A 16,882-nucleotide genomic window follows, 5' to 3' on the forward strand; every position below is an offset into this window, starting at 1 on the left:
TATCATAAATTTACAAAGAAAGGGTTAAAAATGACATCAGCCTTGATTTTAGGCTATTCAGCCTTGGACCTTGGTCTCTTTAATGACAAGGATATTCGCGTTGATATTATCAAAACAGCCATTCGGAGAGACCTGGAACGTCTAGCAGAGGATGGGGTGACTTGGCTTGTCTTTACAGGGACTTTGGGCTTTGAGTACTGGGCGCTTCAGGTGGCGAAAGACATGAAAGCAGACTATGGATTTCAACTGGCGACCATTTTTGATTTTGAAACCCATGGCAGTAACTGGAATGAAGCAAATCAAGCGAAATTGAGTGAGTTCAAGCAGGTTGATTTTGTCAAATACGCCTATCCACAATATGAGCACAAGGGACAATTACGTGATTATCAGAAATTTTTGCTGGAAAATACAGATACTTGTTATCTTTTTTACGACGAAGAAAACGAAACCAAGTTACGATATTTTTACCAAATGATGAAAAATCAAGCGGACTATGTTACAAGAAGATTAACATTTGAGGACTTGAATGAAATAGTAGAAAATTTTTCTGAAAAGTAAGCCTTTGACCTTGATTTTTACTTGTCTTTTTTTATATAATAATACTAGTAACCCAGAATGGAGAGAGACATGGCAAGTATTATATTTTCAGCGAAAGATATTTTTGAACAAGAATTTGGACGTGAAGTACGTGGATATAGCAAAGCAGAGGTCGATGAATTCCTAGACGATGTGATTAAGGATTATGAAACCTACGCAGCTTTGGTCAAATCCCTTCGTCAAGAGATTGCTGATTTGAAGGAAGAATTATCTCATAAACCACAGGTAGCGCCAACTCAACCAGACTCTATTGAAGTAACGGCTTCTACTTCAATGACAAATTTTGATATTTTGAAACGCTTAAATCGTCTCGAAAAAGAAGTATTTGGTAAGCAAATCTTAGACAACCAAGATTTATAATTGACTAAGGAATGAGTGCAATTTTTGGATAATCGCGTGAAGAGGATCTCTTTTCATGAGGAAAGTCCATGCTAGCACAGGCTGTGATGCCTGTAGTGTTTGTGCTAGGCGAATCCATAAGCCTAGGGACGAGAAATCGTTACGGCAGTCGAAATGGCTAAGTCTTCGGATAGGTCAGAATAGGCTTGAAAGTGCCACAGTGACGGAGTCTTTCTGGAAACAGAGAGAGTGGAACGCGGTAAACCCCTCAAGCTAGCAACCCAAATTTTGGTCGGGGCATGGAGTGCACGGAAACGAACGTAGTACTCTGACTGCTAGCAGATTTATGCTGTTAGCGGTAGACAGATGATTATCGAAGGAAGTGGTCCTAGTCACTTCTGGAACAAAACATGGCTTATAGAAAATTGCATATAGGTTGGGGCTGAGAAATCTTTCTCAACCTCATTTTTTAAAGTGAACAAGAGAAAGGTCTTGCAAGACTAGAAATGAAAGAACAATTTAATTTAATCGCAACTGCTGCGGCGGGTCTTGAGGCTGTCGTTGGACGTGAGGTGCGAGACCTTGGTTATGATTGCCAGGTTGAAAATGGGCGTGTCCGCTTCCAAGGAGATGTGAAGGCAATCATTGAGACCAATCTTTGGCTTCGTGCAGCGGATCGCATCAAGATTGTAGTCGGAAGTTTTCCAGCTAAGACTTTTGAAGAGCTTTTTCAAGGTGTTTTTGCTCTAGATTGGGAAAACTATCTCCCGCTAGGAGCACGTTTCCCGATATCAAAGGCAAAATGTGTTAAGTCTAAACTCCACAACGAGCCCAGTGTTCAGGCTATTTCTAAGAAGGCTGTTGTGAAGAAATTACAAAAACACTATGCCCGTCCAGAAGGAGTTCCCTTGATGGAGACTGGTCCCGAGTTTAAGATTGAGGTATCTATCCTGAAAGATGTGGCAACTGTCATGATTGACACGACAGGATCTAGCCTTTTTAAACGTGGTTATCGTACGGAAAAGGGTGGGGCGCCAATCAAGGAAAATATGGCAGCGGCCATTTTACAACTCTCTAACTGGTATCCAGACAAGCCCTTGATTGATCCGACCTGTGGGTCAGGAACGTTCTGTATCGAGGCGGCTATGATTGCCAGAAAAATGGCACCAGGCCTTCGCCGTTCCTTTGCTTTTGAGGAATGGAACTGGGTCAGCGATCGGTTAATCCAAGAAGTTCGCACAGAGGCGGCTAAGAAAATTGATCGTGAACTTGAGCTGGACATTATGGGCTGTGATATTGATGCTCGCATGGTGGAGATTGCCAAGGCAAATGCTCAAGCAGCAGGCGTCGCAGGTGATATCACCTTTAAGCAAATGCGGGTACAGGACTTACGCACAGATAAGATTAATGGCGTTATCATTTCCAATCCACCATATGGGGAACGCTTGTCTGATGATGCAGGAGTTACCAAGCTCTATGCTGAGATGGGACAAGTCTTTGCACCACTGAAAACGTGGAGTAAGTTTATCCTGACGAGTGACGAAGCTTTTGAAAGCAAGTACGGAAGTCCAGCTGATAAAAAGCGAAAACTCTATAACGGGACCTTAAAAGTAGATTTGTATCAATACTTTGGTCAGCGTGTCAAACGCTAAGAGGTAAAATAGAAAGGTGAACTCATGAGTAAGAAAAGACGTGATCGTCATAAAAAAGGACATCAAGAACCCAAATTTGACTTTGACGAAGCAAAAGACTTGACTGTTGGTCAAGTCATTCGTAAGAATGAAGAGGTCGAAGCAGGAGTATTGCCTGAGGACAGTATCTTAGACAAATACATCAAACAGCACCGTGAAGAAATCGAAGCCGACAAGTTTGAAACTCGTCAGTTTAAAAAAGAAGAACTAGCTTCTACTCAAAACCTAGAGGAAATGATCCAAGAAGTTCGTGAATCAAGTGAACCTTCTGATCAGGTAGACGATTCAGACATGGTTGCTGAAGAATCTATTGAAGAGATAGAAAATGAAGAGACTACTCAGTTTGTTCCACCACTTCAAGATGAAGAAAATGCTGAAATAGAGCCTCTCGTTTTGACAGAAACAGAGCCCAAGGAAATAAATGAGGAACAAGAAGAGGAGACCTATACACCTCTATCACGTTCGGCTCAAACAGAACCTGAAACAGGCTCTAAGAAGAAAGGTGTCATCATCACTGCTTCAGTAGTCGCTGCAATCCTTGTGCTCGCTGGAACATATTATGTCTACCGCCAAGTATCTCGTTCAAACCAAGAAATCCAGTCTTCTCAAGCAGCCTCTTCGGATGATCAAGGGACACAAACAGCTTTGAAAGACTTCAATGATCTCTATGATACTTTCTATACAGATGCTAATAAGACTGCTCTGAAAAACAGCCAGTTTGATAAATTAAGCCAACTGAAAACCTTGCTAGATAAGTTAGAAGGTAGCCGTGATTATACACTAGCTAAGTCAAGATATGATAGCCTAGCAACTCAAATCAAGGCCATTCAAGATGTCAATGCCCTCTTTGAAAGTCCAGCTATTACGGACGGTGTCTTGGATACCAATGCGAAAGCTAAAGCAGACGCTAAATTTACAGAAATTAAGACAGGCAACACAGAACTAGACAAACTCTTGGATAACGCCATTAGTCTTGGCAAGAGCCAACAAGCCAGTGCTTCTAGCTCAAGTTCAAGCTCTAGCACGAGTCAAGCAAGCTCAAGTTCAGCTACAGAAAGCAATGCAAGCAGTACGACCCCTTCAACAAGCACCACGGCACCAGCTAGAGATACAAATGGTGGTTTGTCTGGCGATGGGGTTAATCTTCAAAGAAGTGCTAGTCGTGTACCTTACAACCAATCAGCTGTAGACGATAGCAACAACCCTGCTTGGACGTTTGCGGATGGTGTATTGGAACAAGTCCTAGCAACATCACGTGCTCGTGGCTATATCACTGGGAATCAATATATCCTAGAACGTGTCAATATCGTAAACGGAAATGGTTATTACAACCTCTATAAACCAGATGGAACCTATCTCTTCACCCTCAACTGTAAGACAGGTTACTTTGTAGGGAATGGTTCTGGTCATGCAGATGACTTGGACTACTAGGACTCCGTTACAAAATTCTTTCCTTTCATAGGTAAAAATGATAAAATAAAACATATTAAACAAGAGGAGTGTCACATGACAAAAGCTAACTTTGGTGTCGTTGGTATGGCCGTAATGGGTCGTAACCTTGCCCTAAATATCGAATCTCGTGGTTATACAGTTGCCATTTACAACCGTAGTAAAGAAAAAACAGAAGACGTAATTGCTTGCCATCCTGAAAAGAACTTTGTGCCAAGCTATGACGTGGAAAGCTTTGTAAACTCAATCGAAAAACCTCGTCGTATCATGCTGATGGTTCAAGCAGGACCTGGTACAGACGCAACTATCCAAGCTCTTCTTCCCCACCTTGACAAGGGTGATATCTTGATCGATGGAGGAAACACTTTCTACAAAGATACTATCCGTCGTAATGAAGAACTGGCAAACTCAGGTATCAACTTTATCGGTACTGGAGTTTCCGGTGGTGAAAAAGGTGCCCTTGAAGGTCCTTCTATCATGCCTGGTGGACAAAAAGAAGCCTACGAATTGGTTGCGGATGTTCTTGAAGAAATCTCAGCTAAAGCACCAGAAGATGGCAAACCATGTGTGACTTACATCGGTCCTGATGGAGCTGGTCACTATGTGAAAATGGTCCACAACGGTATCGAGTATGGTGACATGCAATTGATCGCAGAAAGCTATGACTTGATGCAACACTTGCTTGGCCTTTCTGCAGAAGACATGGCAGAAATCTTTACTGAGTGGAACAAGGGTGAGTTGGACAGCTACTTGATCGAAATCACAGCTGATATCTTGAGCCGTAAAGATGATGAAGGTCAAGATGGCCCAATCGTAGACTACATCCTGGATGCTGCAGGAAACAAAGGAACTGGTAAATGGACTAGCCAATCAGCACTTGACCTTGGTGTGCCATTGTCACTCATCACTGAGTCAGTCTTTGCCCGCTACATCTCCACATACAAAGAAGAGCGTGTACATGCTAGCAAGGTCCTTCCAAAACCAGCTACTTTCAAATTTGAAGGTGACAAGGCTGAGTTGATCGAAAAGATTCGTCAAGCTCTTTACTTCTCAAAAATCATTTCATACGCACAAGGTTTCGCCCAATTGCGTGTGGCTTCTAAAGAAAACAACTGGAACTTGCCATTTGCGGATATCGCATCTATCTGGCGTGATGGCTGTATCATCCGTTCTCGTTTCTTACAAAAGATCACAGATGCTTACAACCGCGATGCTGATCTTGCAAACCTTCTCTTGGATGAGTACTTCTTGGATGTTACTGCCAAGTACCAACAAGCAGTGCGTGATATCGTAGCTCTTGCTGTTCAAGCTGGTGTACCAGTGCCAACTTTCTCAGCAGCTATTACTTACTTTGATAGCTACCGTTCAGCTGACCTTCCTGCTAACTTGATCCAAGCGCAACGTGACTACTTTGGTGCCCACACTTACCAACGTAAAGACAAAGAAGGAACCTTCCACTACTCTTGGTATGACGAAAAATAAGTAGGTCTGCCATGGGGAAACGGATTTTATTACTTGAGAAAGAACGAAATCTCGCTCATTTTCTCAGTCTGGAACTCCAAAAAGAGCAATACCGTGTTGATATGGTCGAGGAGGGGCTAAAAGCCCTCTCCATGGCTCTCCAGACAGATTATGACTTGATTTTACTGAATGCTCGTCTGGGGGATATGACGGCCCAGGATTTTGCAGAGAGGCTAAGTCGGACAAAACCTGCCTCAGTGATCATGGTCTTAGACCATCGCGAAGAATTGCAAGACCAGATTGAGACAATCCAGCGCTTCGCCGTTTCTTACATCTATAAGCCAGTGATTATTGATCAGCTGGTGGCTCGTATTTCAGCGATTTTCCGAGGTCGGGACTTTATCGACCAACACTGTAGTCAGATGAAGGTCCCAACGTCTTACCGCAATTTGCGTATGGATGTAGAACATCATACCGTTTATCGTGGCGAGGAGATGATTGCTCTGACGCGCCGTGAGTATGACCTTTTGGCCACTCTCATGGGAAGCAAGAAGGTCTTGACTCGTGAGCAGTTATTGGAAAGTGTTTGGAAGTACGAAAGTGCGACAGAAACCAATATCGTGGATGTTTATATCCGTTATCTACGTAGCAAGCTTGATGTAAAAGGTCAAAAAAGCTACATTAAAACCGTGCGTGGTGTTGGGTACACCATGCAAGAATAGAAAAGCAGTTGCAGTTGTGTAACTGCTTTTTTGAGCAATTTCTATATATTGACATACAATAAAGTCTTTGCTACAATCAGTTATGGAGGAAAGATCTAATGAAAATAGTAAAAAAAATAATGCAAGTTCTACTAGCAGTCTTTTTCTTTGCTTTGCTAGCGACAAGCACCGTCTTTGCGGATGATGCTGATTCAGAAGGCTGGCAATTTGTCCAAGAAAATGGTAGAACCTACTATAAAAAGGGGGACCTCAAAGAAACGGACTGGCGAGTGATTGATGGGAAGACCTATTATTTTGATTATAATGGTGAAATGGTTGTTGGTTGGCAATACATTCCAATGCCAGTTAAAGGATATACAATTGGTCCTTACCCTAATGGCATAAGATTAGAAGGTTCCCCAATGCCAGAATGGTACTACTTTGACAAAAATGGAGTGCTACAAGAGTTTGTTGGTTGGAAAGCATTAGAGGTTAAAACTAAAGACAGTGTTGGAAGAAAGTATGGGGAAAAACGTACAAACCCGGAAGATAAAGAAGAGAAGAGTTTTTACACGAACTATTACTTTAATCAAAATCATTCTTTAGAGACAGGTTGGCTTTATGACCAGTCTAATTGGTATTATTTAGCTAAAACGGAAATTAATGGAGAAAACTATATTGGTGGTGAAAGACGTGCAGGTTGGATAAATGATGGTTCAGCTTGGTACTATCTAGATCCAGAAACTGGTATCATGCAAACTGGTTGGAAACAACTTGGCAATAAGTGGTACCACCTCCGTTCATCAGGAGCCATGGCGACTGGCTGGTATCAAGAAGGCTCCACTTGGTACTATTTAGATGCTGAAAATGGTGATATGAAAACAGGCTGGCAATACCTTGGGAACAAGTGGTACTATCTCCGTTCATCAGGAGCCATGGCAACTGGTTGGGTGAAAGATGGTTCAACTTGGTACTACCTAAATGCAAGTAATGGAGATATGAAGACAGGTTGGACAAAAGTAAATGGAAACTGGTATTATCTCAATTCCTCTGGAGCAATGGTTACAGGTAGCCAAACTATCGATGGTAAAGTTTATAACTTTGCTTCATCTGGTGAGTGGATTTAATGTTGGAGGAGATACAAATGAAGCTTTTGAAAAAAATGATGCAAGTCGCACTAGCAACATTTTTCTTTGGTTTGCTAGCTACTAATACTGTATTTGCGGACATAACAGGTGGCCAATTTGTTGATAAGGATAATAGAAAATATTATGTAAAAGATGATCATAAAGCAATCTATTGGCATAAAATAGACGGTAAAACTTACTATTTTGGTGATAAAGGAGAAATGGTAGTTGGATGGCAATACTTAGAAATTCCTGGAACAGGTTATCGTGATAATTTATTAGATAACCAACCAGTTAATGAAATCGGACTCCAACAAAAATGGTATTATTTTAGCTCAGATGGTGCTTTGCTAGAACAAACAGATAAACAAGTACTAGAGGCAAAAACGTCTGAAAATACAGGAAAAGTATATGGTGAACAATATCCTCCATCTCCTGAAAAGAGAACTTATTATTTTGATAATAATTATGCTGTAAAGACAGGTTGGACTTATGAAGACGGTAATTGGTATTATTTAAATAAGCTAGGAATTTCTGGCGATGATTCTTACAATCCACTACCAATTGGTGAAGTTGCTAAGGGTTGGACTCAAGATTTCCATGTTACTTTTGGTATTGATAGAAGCAAACCTGCTCCGTGGTACTACCTAGACCCAGAAACTGGCATCATGCAAACGGGTTGGAAACAACTTGGCAATAAGTGGTACTATCTCCGTTCATCAGGAACCATGGCAACTGGTTGGTATCAGGAAGGCTCCACTTGGTATTATTTAGATGAACCAAATGGCGATATGAAAACGGGCTGGCAATACCTTGGGAACAAGTGGTACTATCTCCGTTCATCAGGATCTATGGCGACTGGCTGGTATCAGGAAGGTTCGACTTGGTATTATCTACATGCAAGTAATGGCGATATGAAGATAGGCTGGTTCCAGGTTAATGGTAAATGGTACTACACATATAGTTCAGGTGCTTTAGCAGTGAATACAACTGTAGAAGGCTATTCTGTCAACTATAATGGCGAATGGGTCCAATAATGAAAGAGGCGATTGTGAAGGAAACAATCGCTTTTTTTGTGAAAATATAATAAAATAGATAGGAGAAAATACTACTGTATGAAATGAGACGGTCTTTCCGTCTGGTTAAAGGAAAACATGACAAAAAAAGTTGGTGTCGGTCAGGCACATAGTAAGATTATTTTAATAGGGGAGCATGCGGTCGTATACGGCTATCCTGCCATTTCCTTGCCTCTTTTGGAAGTGGAGGTGACTTGTAAGGTAGTCCCTGCTGAAAGCCCGTGGCGTCTCTATGAGGAGGACACCCTGTCCATGGCGGTTTATGCTTCGCTGGAGTATTTGGATATCAAAGAAGCCTGCATTCGATGTGTGATTGACTCGGCTATCCCTGAAAAACGGGGAATGGGTTCGTCAGCTGCTATCAGCATAGCAGCCATTCGTGCGGTATTTGACTACTATCAAGCCGACCTGCCTCACGATGTGCTAGAAATCTTGGTCAATCGGGCTGAGATGATTGCCCATATGAATCCGAGCGGGTTGGATGCCAAGACCTGTCTCAGTGACCAGCCCATTCGCTTTATCAAGAATGTTGGTTTTACAGAACTTGAGATGAACCTATCTGCCTATTTGGTGATTGCAGATACGGGTGTGTATGGCCACACTCGTGAAGCCATCCAAGTGGTTCAAAGCAAGGGCAAGGATGCCCTACCGTTTTTGCATGCCTTGGGAGAATTGACCCAGCAGGCAGAAGATGCGATTAGACGAAAAGATGCTGAAAGACTGGGACAAATCCTCAGTCAAGCGCATCTACATTTAAAAGAAATTGGTGTCAGTAGCCCTGAGGCAGATTCCCTCGTTGAAACGGCTCTGAGCTACGGAGCTCTGGGTGCCAAGATGAGCGGTGGTGGGCTAGGAGGCTGTATCATAGCCTTGGCAACCAATCTGGATCAAGCACAAGAACTAGCAAAACGATTAGAAGAGAAAGGAGCTGTTCAGACATGGATCGAAAGCCTGTAACAGTACGTTCCTATGCAAATATTGCCATTATCAAATACTGGGGAAAGAAAAAAGAAAAAGAGATGGTTCCTGCTACTAGCAGTATCTCTCTGACTTTGGAAAATATGTACACAGAGACGACCTTGTCACCTCTGCCAGCCCATGCGACAGCTGATGCCTTTTATATCAATGGTCAGCTCCAAAATGAGGCTGAGCATGCCAAGATGAGTAAAATCATTGATCGTTACCGTCCGGCTGGGGAAGGCTTTGTCCGTATCGATACCCAAAACAATATGCCAACGGCAGCGGGCCTGTCCTCAAGTTCTAGCGGTTTGTCCGCCTTGGTCAAGGTCTGCAATGCCTATTTCAAACTTGGATTGGATAGAAGCCAGTTAGCGCAGGAAGCGAAGTTCGCTTCAGGTTCTTCCTCTCGTAGTTTTTATGGACCGCTCGGTGCCTGGGACAAGGATAGCGGAGAAATTTACCCTGTTGATACAGACCTGAAACTAGCTATGATTATGTTGGTGCTAGAAGACAAGAAAAAACCAATCTCTAGCCGTGATGGGATGAAACTTTGTGTGGAAACTTCGACGACTTTTGATGACTGGGTGCGTCAGTCTGAGAAGGACTATCAGGATATGCTGCGTTATCTCAAAGAGAATGACTTTGCCAAGGTTGGGGAATTAACGGAGAAAAATGCCCTTGCTATGCACGCTACGACAAAAACAGCATCACCAGCCTTTTCTTATCTGACGGATGCGACTTATGAGGCCATGGACTTTGTCCGCCAGCTTCGTGAGCAAGGGGAATCCTGCTACTTTACCATGGATGCGGGTCCCAATGTCAAGGTCCTCTGTCAGGAGAAAGACTTGGAGCATTTATCAGAAATTTTCGGTCAACGTTATCGCTTGATTGTGTCAAAAACAAAGGATTTGAGCCAAGATGATTGCTGTTAAAACTTGCGGAAAACTCTATTGGGCGGGTGAGTATGCTATTTTAGAGCCAGGACAGTTGGCCTTGATAAAGGCGATACCTATCTATATGAAAGGGGAGATTGCCTTTTCTGATAGCTACTGTATCTATTCTGATATGTTTGATTTCGCAGTGGACTTGACGCCAAATCCTGCCTATAGTTTGATTCAAGAAACGATTTCTCTAGTGGAAGATTTCCTCGTTAATCGTGGGCAAACCTTGCGACCTTTTTCCTTGGAAATCCGTGGAAAAATGGAACGAGAAGGGAAAAAGTTTGGTCTAGGCTCTAGTGGTAGTGTCGTTGTCTTGGTTGTCAAGGCGCTGCTGGCTCTGTATAATCTTTCGATTGATCAGGATCTCTTGTTCAAGCTGGCTAGTGCGGTCTTGCTCAAGCGAGGAGACAATGGCTCTATGGGAGACCTTGCCTGTATTGTGGCAGAGGATTTGGTTCTCTACCAATCTTTTGATCGAAAGAAGATAGCTGCTTGGTTGCAAGAAGAAAGCTTGGCAACAGTTTTGGAGCGTGCTTGGGGCTTTTCTATCTCACAAGTAAAACCAGGTCTAGAATGTGATTTCCTAGTTGGATGGACCAAGCAAGTGGCCGTATCGAGTCAAATGGTCCAGCAAATCAAGCGAAACATAGACCAGAATTTTTTAAGTTCCTCAAAAGCAACGGTTGCTGCTTTGGTAGAAGCCTTGGAGCAGGGGAATTCAGAAAAAATCATCGAGCAGGTGGAAACAGCCAGTCAGCTTTTAGAAGGCTTGAGCCTAGATATATACACACCTTCGCTGAGACAGTTGAAAGAAGCCAGTCAAGATTTGCAGGCTGTTGCCAAGAGTAGTGGCGCTGGTGGTGGTGACTGTGGCATTGCCTTGAGTTTTGATGAGCAATCAACTGAAACCATAAAAAATCGCTGGGCCGATCTGGGGATTGAGCTCTTATACCAAGAAAGGATAGGACATGACGACAAATCGTAAGGACGAGCATATCCGCTATGCCCTTGAGCAGAAAAGTTCCTATAATAGCTTTGATGAGGTGGAGTTGATTCATTCTTCCCTGCCTCTTTATGACCTGGATGAGATTGATTTGTCTACAGAGTTTGCAGGTCGAAAGTGGGACTTTCCTTTTTATATCAATGCCATGACAGGTGGGAGCGACAAAGGTAAAGAAATCAATCAAAAACTGGCTCAGGTGGCAGAAGCATGTGGGATTTTGTTTGTGACGGGCTCTTATAGCGCAGCCCTCAAAGATTCAACAGATGACTCTTTTTCTGTCAAATCTAGCCATCCAAAGCTTCTCCTTGGAACCAATATTGGCTTGGACAAGCCTGTTGAGTTGGGATTTCAGACTGTAGAAGCGATGAATCCTCTTCTCCTCCAAGTGCATGTTAATGTCATGCAGGAATTGCTCATGCCCGAGGGAGAAAGAAAGTTTCGAAGCTGGCAATCGCATCTGGCAGACTATAGCAAGCAAATTCCCGTTCCTATTGTCTTAAAGGAAGTGGGCTTTGGAATGGATGTGAAGACCATCGAGAGAGCCTATGATCTGGGTGTTCGAACGGTTGACCTATCAGGTCGTGGTGGTACTAGCTTTGCCTATATCGAAAACCGTCGCAGTGGCCAGCGTGATTACCTCAATCAATGGGGGCAGTCTACTATGCAAGCCCTTCTCAATGCCCAAGACTGGAAAGACAAGGTCGAACTTTTGGTTAGCGGAGGCGTTCGGAACCCGCTGGATATGATTAAGTGCCTGGTCTTTGGTGCCAAGGCTGTAGGACTGTCACGTACCGTTCTAGAGTTGATTGAAAGCTACACAGTCGAAGAAGTGATTGGCATTGTCCAAGTCTGGAAAGAAGATCTGCGTTTGATCATGTGTGCCCTTAACTGTGCCACCATAGCGGATCTACAAAACGTAGACTATATTCTTTATGGCAAACTAAAAGAAGCAAAAGATCAGATGTAGAGAGGTCGGGACAAGAATCCCGCCCTTTTTTTGTAGCCTTTTGTCAACTGTAGTGAGTTGATGAAACCTAGCTTGTAGGAGCGATTTCTGTCCAATCTCCTTTTTCCATCCTCAGACCGAGGTGACTTTTTTGAATTGTGATAAAATAGAAGGGAGAGGATGCATCTATGAAAAAATTTCAAATCTTTTTATTTATTGAAGCCTGTCTGTTGACGGGAGCTCTGATTTTGATGGTATCAGAGCATTTTTCGCGTTTTCTGCTGATTCTGTTCCTCTTTTTGCTCTTGCTGCGCTATTATACAGGTAAAGAGGGCAACAACGTCTTCCTCCTTGTAACGACTATTCTTTTCTTTTTCATCGTCATGCTCAATCCCTTTGTGATTTTAGCCATCTTTGTAGCGGTGATCTACAGTCTCTTTCTTCTCTATCCAATGATGAATCAAGAAAGAGAGGAGACGGACTTGGTCTTTGAAGAGGTGGTGACGGTTAAAAATGAACGCAATCCTTGGTTTGGTAATCTCCATCATTTCTCTAGTCACCAGACCTGCCAGTTTGACGATATCAACCTCTTTCGCCTCATGGGCAAGGACACCATTCATTTGGAAAGAGTTATCCTAACCAATCATGACAATGTCATTATCCTTAGAAAGATGGTCGGAACGACTAGGATTATCGTACCTGTTGATGTGGAAATCAGCCTCAGTGTTAACTGTCTTTATGGAGATCTTACTTTCCTCAATCAACCCAAGCGAGCCCTCCGCAATGAACACTATCATCAGGAGACCAGAGACTATCTCAAGAGTAACAAGAGTGTCAAGATTTTCCTAACTACTATGGTTGGCGATGTGGAGGTGGTCAGAGGATGAAAAAGCAATCTTATCTGTTAATCGGCCTGACTTCACTCCTCTTTATTCTCTTTTTGGCTAATAGTCTGCTTGATATTCTAAATCTTGATTGGTCCTATTTGCTACAGGATATCGAGAAAACAGAGAAACTCATCTTCTTGATCTTGGTCTTTAGCCTTTCCATGACTTTCTTTTTTGTTCTCTTTTGGCGCGTGATAGAAGAAGTCTCTCGCAGAAAAATGCAAGTCAATCTCAAGCGACTGCTAGCAGGAAAAGAGGTGGTTGCCTTTGCAGATCCAGACTTGGATGCCAGTTTTAAGTCCTTGTCTGGCAAGCTTAACCTCTTGACAGAGGCTGTTCAAAAGGCTGAAAATCAAAGCCTGGTCAAGGAAGAAGCAATCATCGAGAAGGAACGAAAGCGGATTGCACGTGACTTGCACGATACAGTTAGTCAGGAGTTGTTTGCAGCCCATATGATTTTATCAGGTGTCAGCCAGCAGGCTTTGAAGCTGGATAGAGAAAAGATGCAGACCCAGTTGCAAAGTGTTGCAGCTATCCTTGAAACAGCCCAGAAAGATTTGCGGGTCTTGCTCCTACATTTGCGACCTGTTGAGTTGGAGGAGAAGAGTTTGATTGAGGGGATTCAAATCCTCTTAAAAGAGCTAGAGGACAAGAGTGATCTCAAGGTCAGTTTCAAGCAAAATGTGTCTAAATTGCCCAAGAAGATTGAAGAACATATCTTCCGCATTCTTCAGGAGTTGATCAGCAATACCCTTCGCCATGCTCAGGCCTCTTGTCTAGATGTCTACCTCTATCAGACGGATGTTGAATTGCAGCTGAAGGTGGTGGACAATGGGATTGGTTTCCAGTTAGGGAGTTTAGATGACTTGAGTTATGGACTGCGAAACATCAAGGAGCGGGTTGAAGATATGGCAGGAACGATTCAACTTTTGACAGCTCCAAAGCAAGGACTGGCGGTTGATATCCGTATTCCCCTGCTAGACAAGGAATGATAAAGGAGTATAGATGAAAATTTTACTGGTAGATGACCATGAAATGGTCCGATTGGGCTTGAAAAGCTACTTTGACCTCCAAGAGGATGTAGAAGTTGTGGGCGAGGCAGCCAATGGATCTCAAGGTATTGACTTGGCCTTGGAATTGCGTCCAGATGTTATTGTCATGGATATCGTCATGCCTGAGATGAATGGGATTGATGCTACCTTGGCCATCCTCAAAGAATGGCCTAAAGCCAAAATCTTGATTGTGACCTCTTACTTGGACAATGAAAAAATCATGCCAGTTTTGAATGCTGGTGCTAAAGGTTATATGCTTAAGACTTCAAGTGCAGGTGAATTGCTCCATGCTGTCCGTAAGGTGGCTGCTGGCGAGCTGGCCATTGAACAAGAGGTCAGCAAGAAGGTTGAATACCACCGTAATCATATGGAGCTTCATGAGGATCTGACTGCGCGTGAGCGAGACGTGCTCCAACTCATCGCTAAGGGCTACGAAAATCAACGCATTGCAGATGAACTCTTCATCTCTCTCAAGACGGTCAAGACCCACGTGTCCAACATCCTAGCCAAGCTTGAGGTCAGTGATCGCACCCAGGCTGCGGTCTATGCCTTTCAGCACCACTTGGTCGGGCAGGAGGACTTTTAGATGAGTCTTGAAGATTTACTTGTGGAGCTAGAAGCAGCAAAAGATCCGAAAAAGGCAGGCCCCATGGAAGCCTATATGCGCCATCAATTTCCCTTTCTAGGTATTGCAGGTCCTGAAAGAAATGCCCTCTATAAAAAATACTTTCCAAGCGTGAAAAAAACAAAGATTATTGATTGGGATTTTGTAAATATATGCTGGCAAAAGGAGCCTAGAGAATACCAATATGTAGCTGCCAACTATTTGAAAGCCATGCAGTCTTATCTAACGAAGGACGATTTGCCTAAACTTGAGCGTCTGGTCGTGACCAAGTCTTGGTGGGACACGGTAGATATCCTAGATCGAGTAGTAGGAAGTTTGGTAGCCGACTATCCAGAACTTGAAGAAGTGATTTTAAAATGGAGCCTCTCAGACAATATCTGGCTGAGACGAGTCGCTATTGACTACCAGTTGTTAAGAAAAGAAAAAACAAATGTCCAACTGATGGAAAAGATCCTGGTCAACAATCTGGACCAGACAGAATTTTTCATCAACAAAGCCATCGGCTGGGCTCTAAGAGACTACTCTAAAACCAATCCCGAATGGGTAGCACGTTATATTGAGAAAAATAAGAAACGAATGGCTGAACTTAGTATCAAGGAAGCGAGCAAGTACCTCTAGCACTATTGAAAAGCGCATTCATTACTTGAAAAAAGTCGCTGTCATATGGTATAATGGACTGTATTAAAAATTTTAAGGAGAAATGACAGAATGTCTGTATCATTTGAAAACAAAGAAACAAACCGTGGTGTCTTGACTTTCACAATCTCTCAAGACCAAATCAAACCAGAATTGGACCGTGTATTTAACTCAGTAAAGAAAACTCTTAACGTTCCAGGTTTCCGTAAAGGTCACCTTCCACGCCCTATCTTCGACCAAAAATTTGGTGAAGAAGCTCTTTATCAAGATGCAATGAACGCACTTTTGCCAAACGCTTATGAAGCTGCAGTAAAAGAAGCTGGTCTTGAAGTCGTTGCGCAACCAAAAATTGACGTAACTTCAATGGAAAAAGGTCAAGACTGGGTTATCACTGCTGAAGTCGTGACAAAACCTGAAGTAAAATTGGGTGACTACAAAAACCTTGAAGTATCAGTTGATGTAGAAAAAGAAGTAACTGACGCTGACGTTGAAGAACGTATCGAACGCGAACGCAACAACTTGGCTGAATTGGTTATCAAAGAAGGCGCTGCTGAAAATGGCGACACTGTTGTTATTGACTTCGTTGGTTCTATTGACGGTGTTGAATTTGACGGTGGAAAAGGTGAAAACTTCTCACTTGGACTTGGTTCAGGTCAATTCATCCCTGGTTTTGAAGACCAATTGGTTGGACACTCAGCTGGCGAAACTGTTGATGTAGTTGTAACATTCCCAGAAGACTACCAAGCAGAAGACCTTGCAGGTAAAGAAGCTAAATTCGTAACAACTATTCACGAAGTAAAAGCAAAAGAAGTTCCAGCTCTTGACGATGAACTTGCAAAAGACATCGACGAAGAAGTGGAAACTCTTGACGAATTGAAAGAAAAATACCGCAAAGAATTGACTGCTGCGAAAGAAGAAGCATACAAAGATGCCGTTGAAGGTGCAGCAATCGATAAAGCTGTAGAAAACGCTGAAATCGTAGAACTTCCAGAAGAAATGATCCACGAAGAAGTTCACCGTTCAGTAAATGAATTCCTTGGAAACTTGCAACGCCAAGGGATCAACCCTGACATGTACTTCCAAATCACAGGAACTACTCAAGAAGACCTTCACAAACAATACGAAGCAGAAGCTGAGTCACGTACGAAGACTAACCTTGTTATCGAAGCAGTTGCCAAAGCTGAAGGATTTGACGCTTCAGAAGAAGAAATCCAAAAAGAAATCGAGCAATTGGCAGCAGACTACAACATGGAAGTTGCACAAGTGCAAAACTTGCTTTCAGCTGACATGTTGAAACACGATATCACTATCAAAAAAGCTGTTGAATTGATCACAAGCACTGCAACAGTAAAATAATCTTAAAAGAGAAAAAGCCCACCTGACTAGGTGGG

17 protein-coding genes and 1 other RNA gene are annotated in these 16,882 nt (G+C 42.9%); all 18 read left to right on the forward strand.

From position 1 onward, the window contains the following. Window positions 1-30 precede the first annotated feature (30 nt). The 18 genes from M1F63_RS01950 to tig all read left to right on the forward strand — a co-directional run bounded on the left by M1F63_RS01950 (window position 31) and on the right by tig (window position 16,847). Window positions 31-558, forward strand: coding sequence for an SLOG family protein (locus tag M1F63_RS01950; RefSeq protein WP_000199583.1), 528 nt, complete (start codon window positions 31-33; stop codon window positions 556-558). A 69-nt stretch (window positions 559-627) separates the two neighbouring features. Further along, on the forward strand, window positions 628-957 hold the full coding sequence (gene gpsB / locus M1F63_RS01955; protein ID WP_000146523.1) for a cell division regulator GpsB: 330 nt from the start codon (window positions 628-630) through the stop codon (window positions 955-957). 20 nt (window positions 958-977) lie between these two features. Continuing rightward, window positions 978-1,359, forward strand: an RNA gene (gene rnpB, locus M1F63_RS01960) — RNase P RNA component class B. 83 nt (window positions 1,360-1,442) lie between these two features. After that, window positions 1,443-2,588 carry a THUMP domain-containing class I SAM-dependent RNA methyltransferase gene (locus M1F63_RS01965; protein WP_247940592.1) on the forward strand — a complete coding sequence of 382 codons (1,146 nt, stop codon included), beginning with the start codon at window positions 1,443-1,445 and terminating at the stop codon, window positions 2,586-2,588. 24 nt (window positions 2,589-2,612) lie between these two features. Next, a complete protein-coding gene (gene mapZ, locus M1F63_RS01970; protein ID WP_247940593.1) occupies window positions 2,613-4,058 on the forward strand; it encodes a cell division site-positioning protein MapZ in 1,446 nt (481 codons plus the stop codon). Between the two features lie 75 nt (window positions 4,059-4,133). Beyond that, a complete protein-coding gene (gene gndA / locus M1F63_RS01975; RefSeq protein ID WP_061587344.1) occupies window positions 4,134-5,558 on the forward strand; it encodes an NADP-dependent phosphogluconate dehydrogenase in 1,425 nt (474 codons plus the stop codon). Window positions 5,559-5,569: 11 nt separating this feature from the next. Next, window positions 5,570-6,259, forward strand: a complete 690-nt coding sequence (locus M1F63_RS01980; protein WP_049479741.1) for a response regulator transcription factor — start codon at window positions 5,570-5,572, stop codon at window positions 6,257-6,259. A 98-nt stretch (window positions 6,260-6,357) separates the two neighbouring features. Continuing rightward, on the forward strand, window positions 6,358-7,365 hold the full coding sequence (gene cbpJ, locus M1F63_RS01985; protein WP_247940594.1) for a cell wall-binding repeat-containing protein: 1,008 nt from the start codon (window positions 6,358-6,360) through the stop codon (window positions 7,363-7,365). A 17-nt stretch (window positions 7,366-7,382) separates the two neighbouring features. After that, a complete protein-coding gene (cbpC, locus tag M1F63_RS01990; protein WP_000771063.1) occupies window positions 7,383-8,402 on the forward strand; it encodes a choline-binding protein CbpC in 1,020 nt (339 codons plus the stop codon). 117 nt (window positions 8,403-8,519) lie between these two features. Then, a complete protein-coding gene (gene mvk / locus M1F63_RS01995; RefSeq protein ID WP_247940595.1) occupies window positions 8,520-9,398 on the forward strand; it encodes a mevalonate kinase in 879 nt (292 codons plus the stop codon). Then, window positions 9,380-10,333, forward strand: a complete 954-nt coding sequence (mvaD, locus tag M1F63_RS02000; RefSeq protein WP_247940596.1) for a diphosphomevalonate decarboxylase — start codon at window positions 9,380-9,382, stop codon at window positions 10,331-10,333. The genes mvk and mvaD overlap by 19 nt, the downstream gene beginning before the upstream one ends. Then, window positions 10,320-11,327, forward strand: coding sequence for a phosphomevalonate kinase (locus M1F63_RS02005; protein ID WP_247940597.1), 1,008 nt, complete (start codon window positions 10,320-10,322; stop codon window positions 11,325-11,327). The genes mvaD and M1F63_RS02005 overlap by 14 nt, the downstream gene beginning before the upstream one ends. After that, window positions 11,311-12,312, forward strand: a complete 1,002-nt coding sequence (gene fni, locus M1F63_RS02010) for a type 2 isopentenyl-diphosphate Delta-isomerase (RefSeq protein ID WP_247940598.1) — start codon at window positions 11,311-11,313, stop codon at window positions 12,310-12,312. Before M1F63_RS02005 ends, fni begins: the two co-directional genes overlap by 17 nt. Window positions 12,313-12,479: 167 nt before the next feature. Next, entirely contained in the window at window positions 12,480-13,178 is a 699-nt protein-coding gene (liaF, locus tag M1F63_RS02015) for a cell wall-active antibiotics response protein LiaF (protein WP_000714492.1), read from the forward strand. After that, the gene (locus M1F63_RS02020; protein WP_247940599.1) at window positions 13,175-14,170 is read left to right on the forward strand and encodes an envelope stress sensor histidine kinase LiaS; all 996 of its coding nucleotides are present in this window, start codon (window positions 13,175-13,177) and stop codon (window positions 14,168-14,170) included. Before liaF ends, M1F63_RS02020 begins: the two co-directional genes overlap by 4 nt. A gap of 13 nt (window positions 14,171-14,183) precedes the next feature. Beyond that, window positions 14,184-14,816, forward strand: coding sequence for a response regulator transcription factor (locus tag M1F63_RS02025; protein WP_000698448.1), 633 nt, complete (start codon window positions 14,184-14,186; stop codon window positions 14,814-14,816). Continuing rightward, window positions 14,817-15,473 carry a DNA alkylation repair protein gene (locus tag M1F63_RS02030; RefSeq protein ID WP_000050969.1) on the forward strand — a complete coding sequence of 219 codons (657 nt, stop codon included), beginning with the start codon at window positions 14,817-14,819 and terminating at the stop codon, window positions 15,471-15,473. It begins immediately after the preceding gene. 90 nt (window positions 15,474-15,563) lie between these two features. Beyond that, window positions 15,564-16,847 (forward strand): trigger factor, encoded by a 1,284-nt coding sequence (tig, locus tag M1F63_RS02035; protein WP_000116506.1) that lies wholly within the window; start codon window positions 15,564-15,566, stop codon window positions 16,845-16,847. Window positions 16,848-16,882: the final 35 nt, after the last annotated feature.

The organism is Streptococcus oralis, from assembly GCF_023109155.1.
Classification (GTDB): domain Bacteria; phylum Bacillota; class Bacilli; order Lactobacillales; family Streptococcaceae; genus Streptococcus; species Streptococcus oralis_BZ.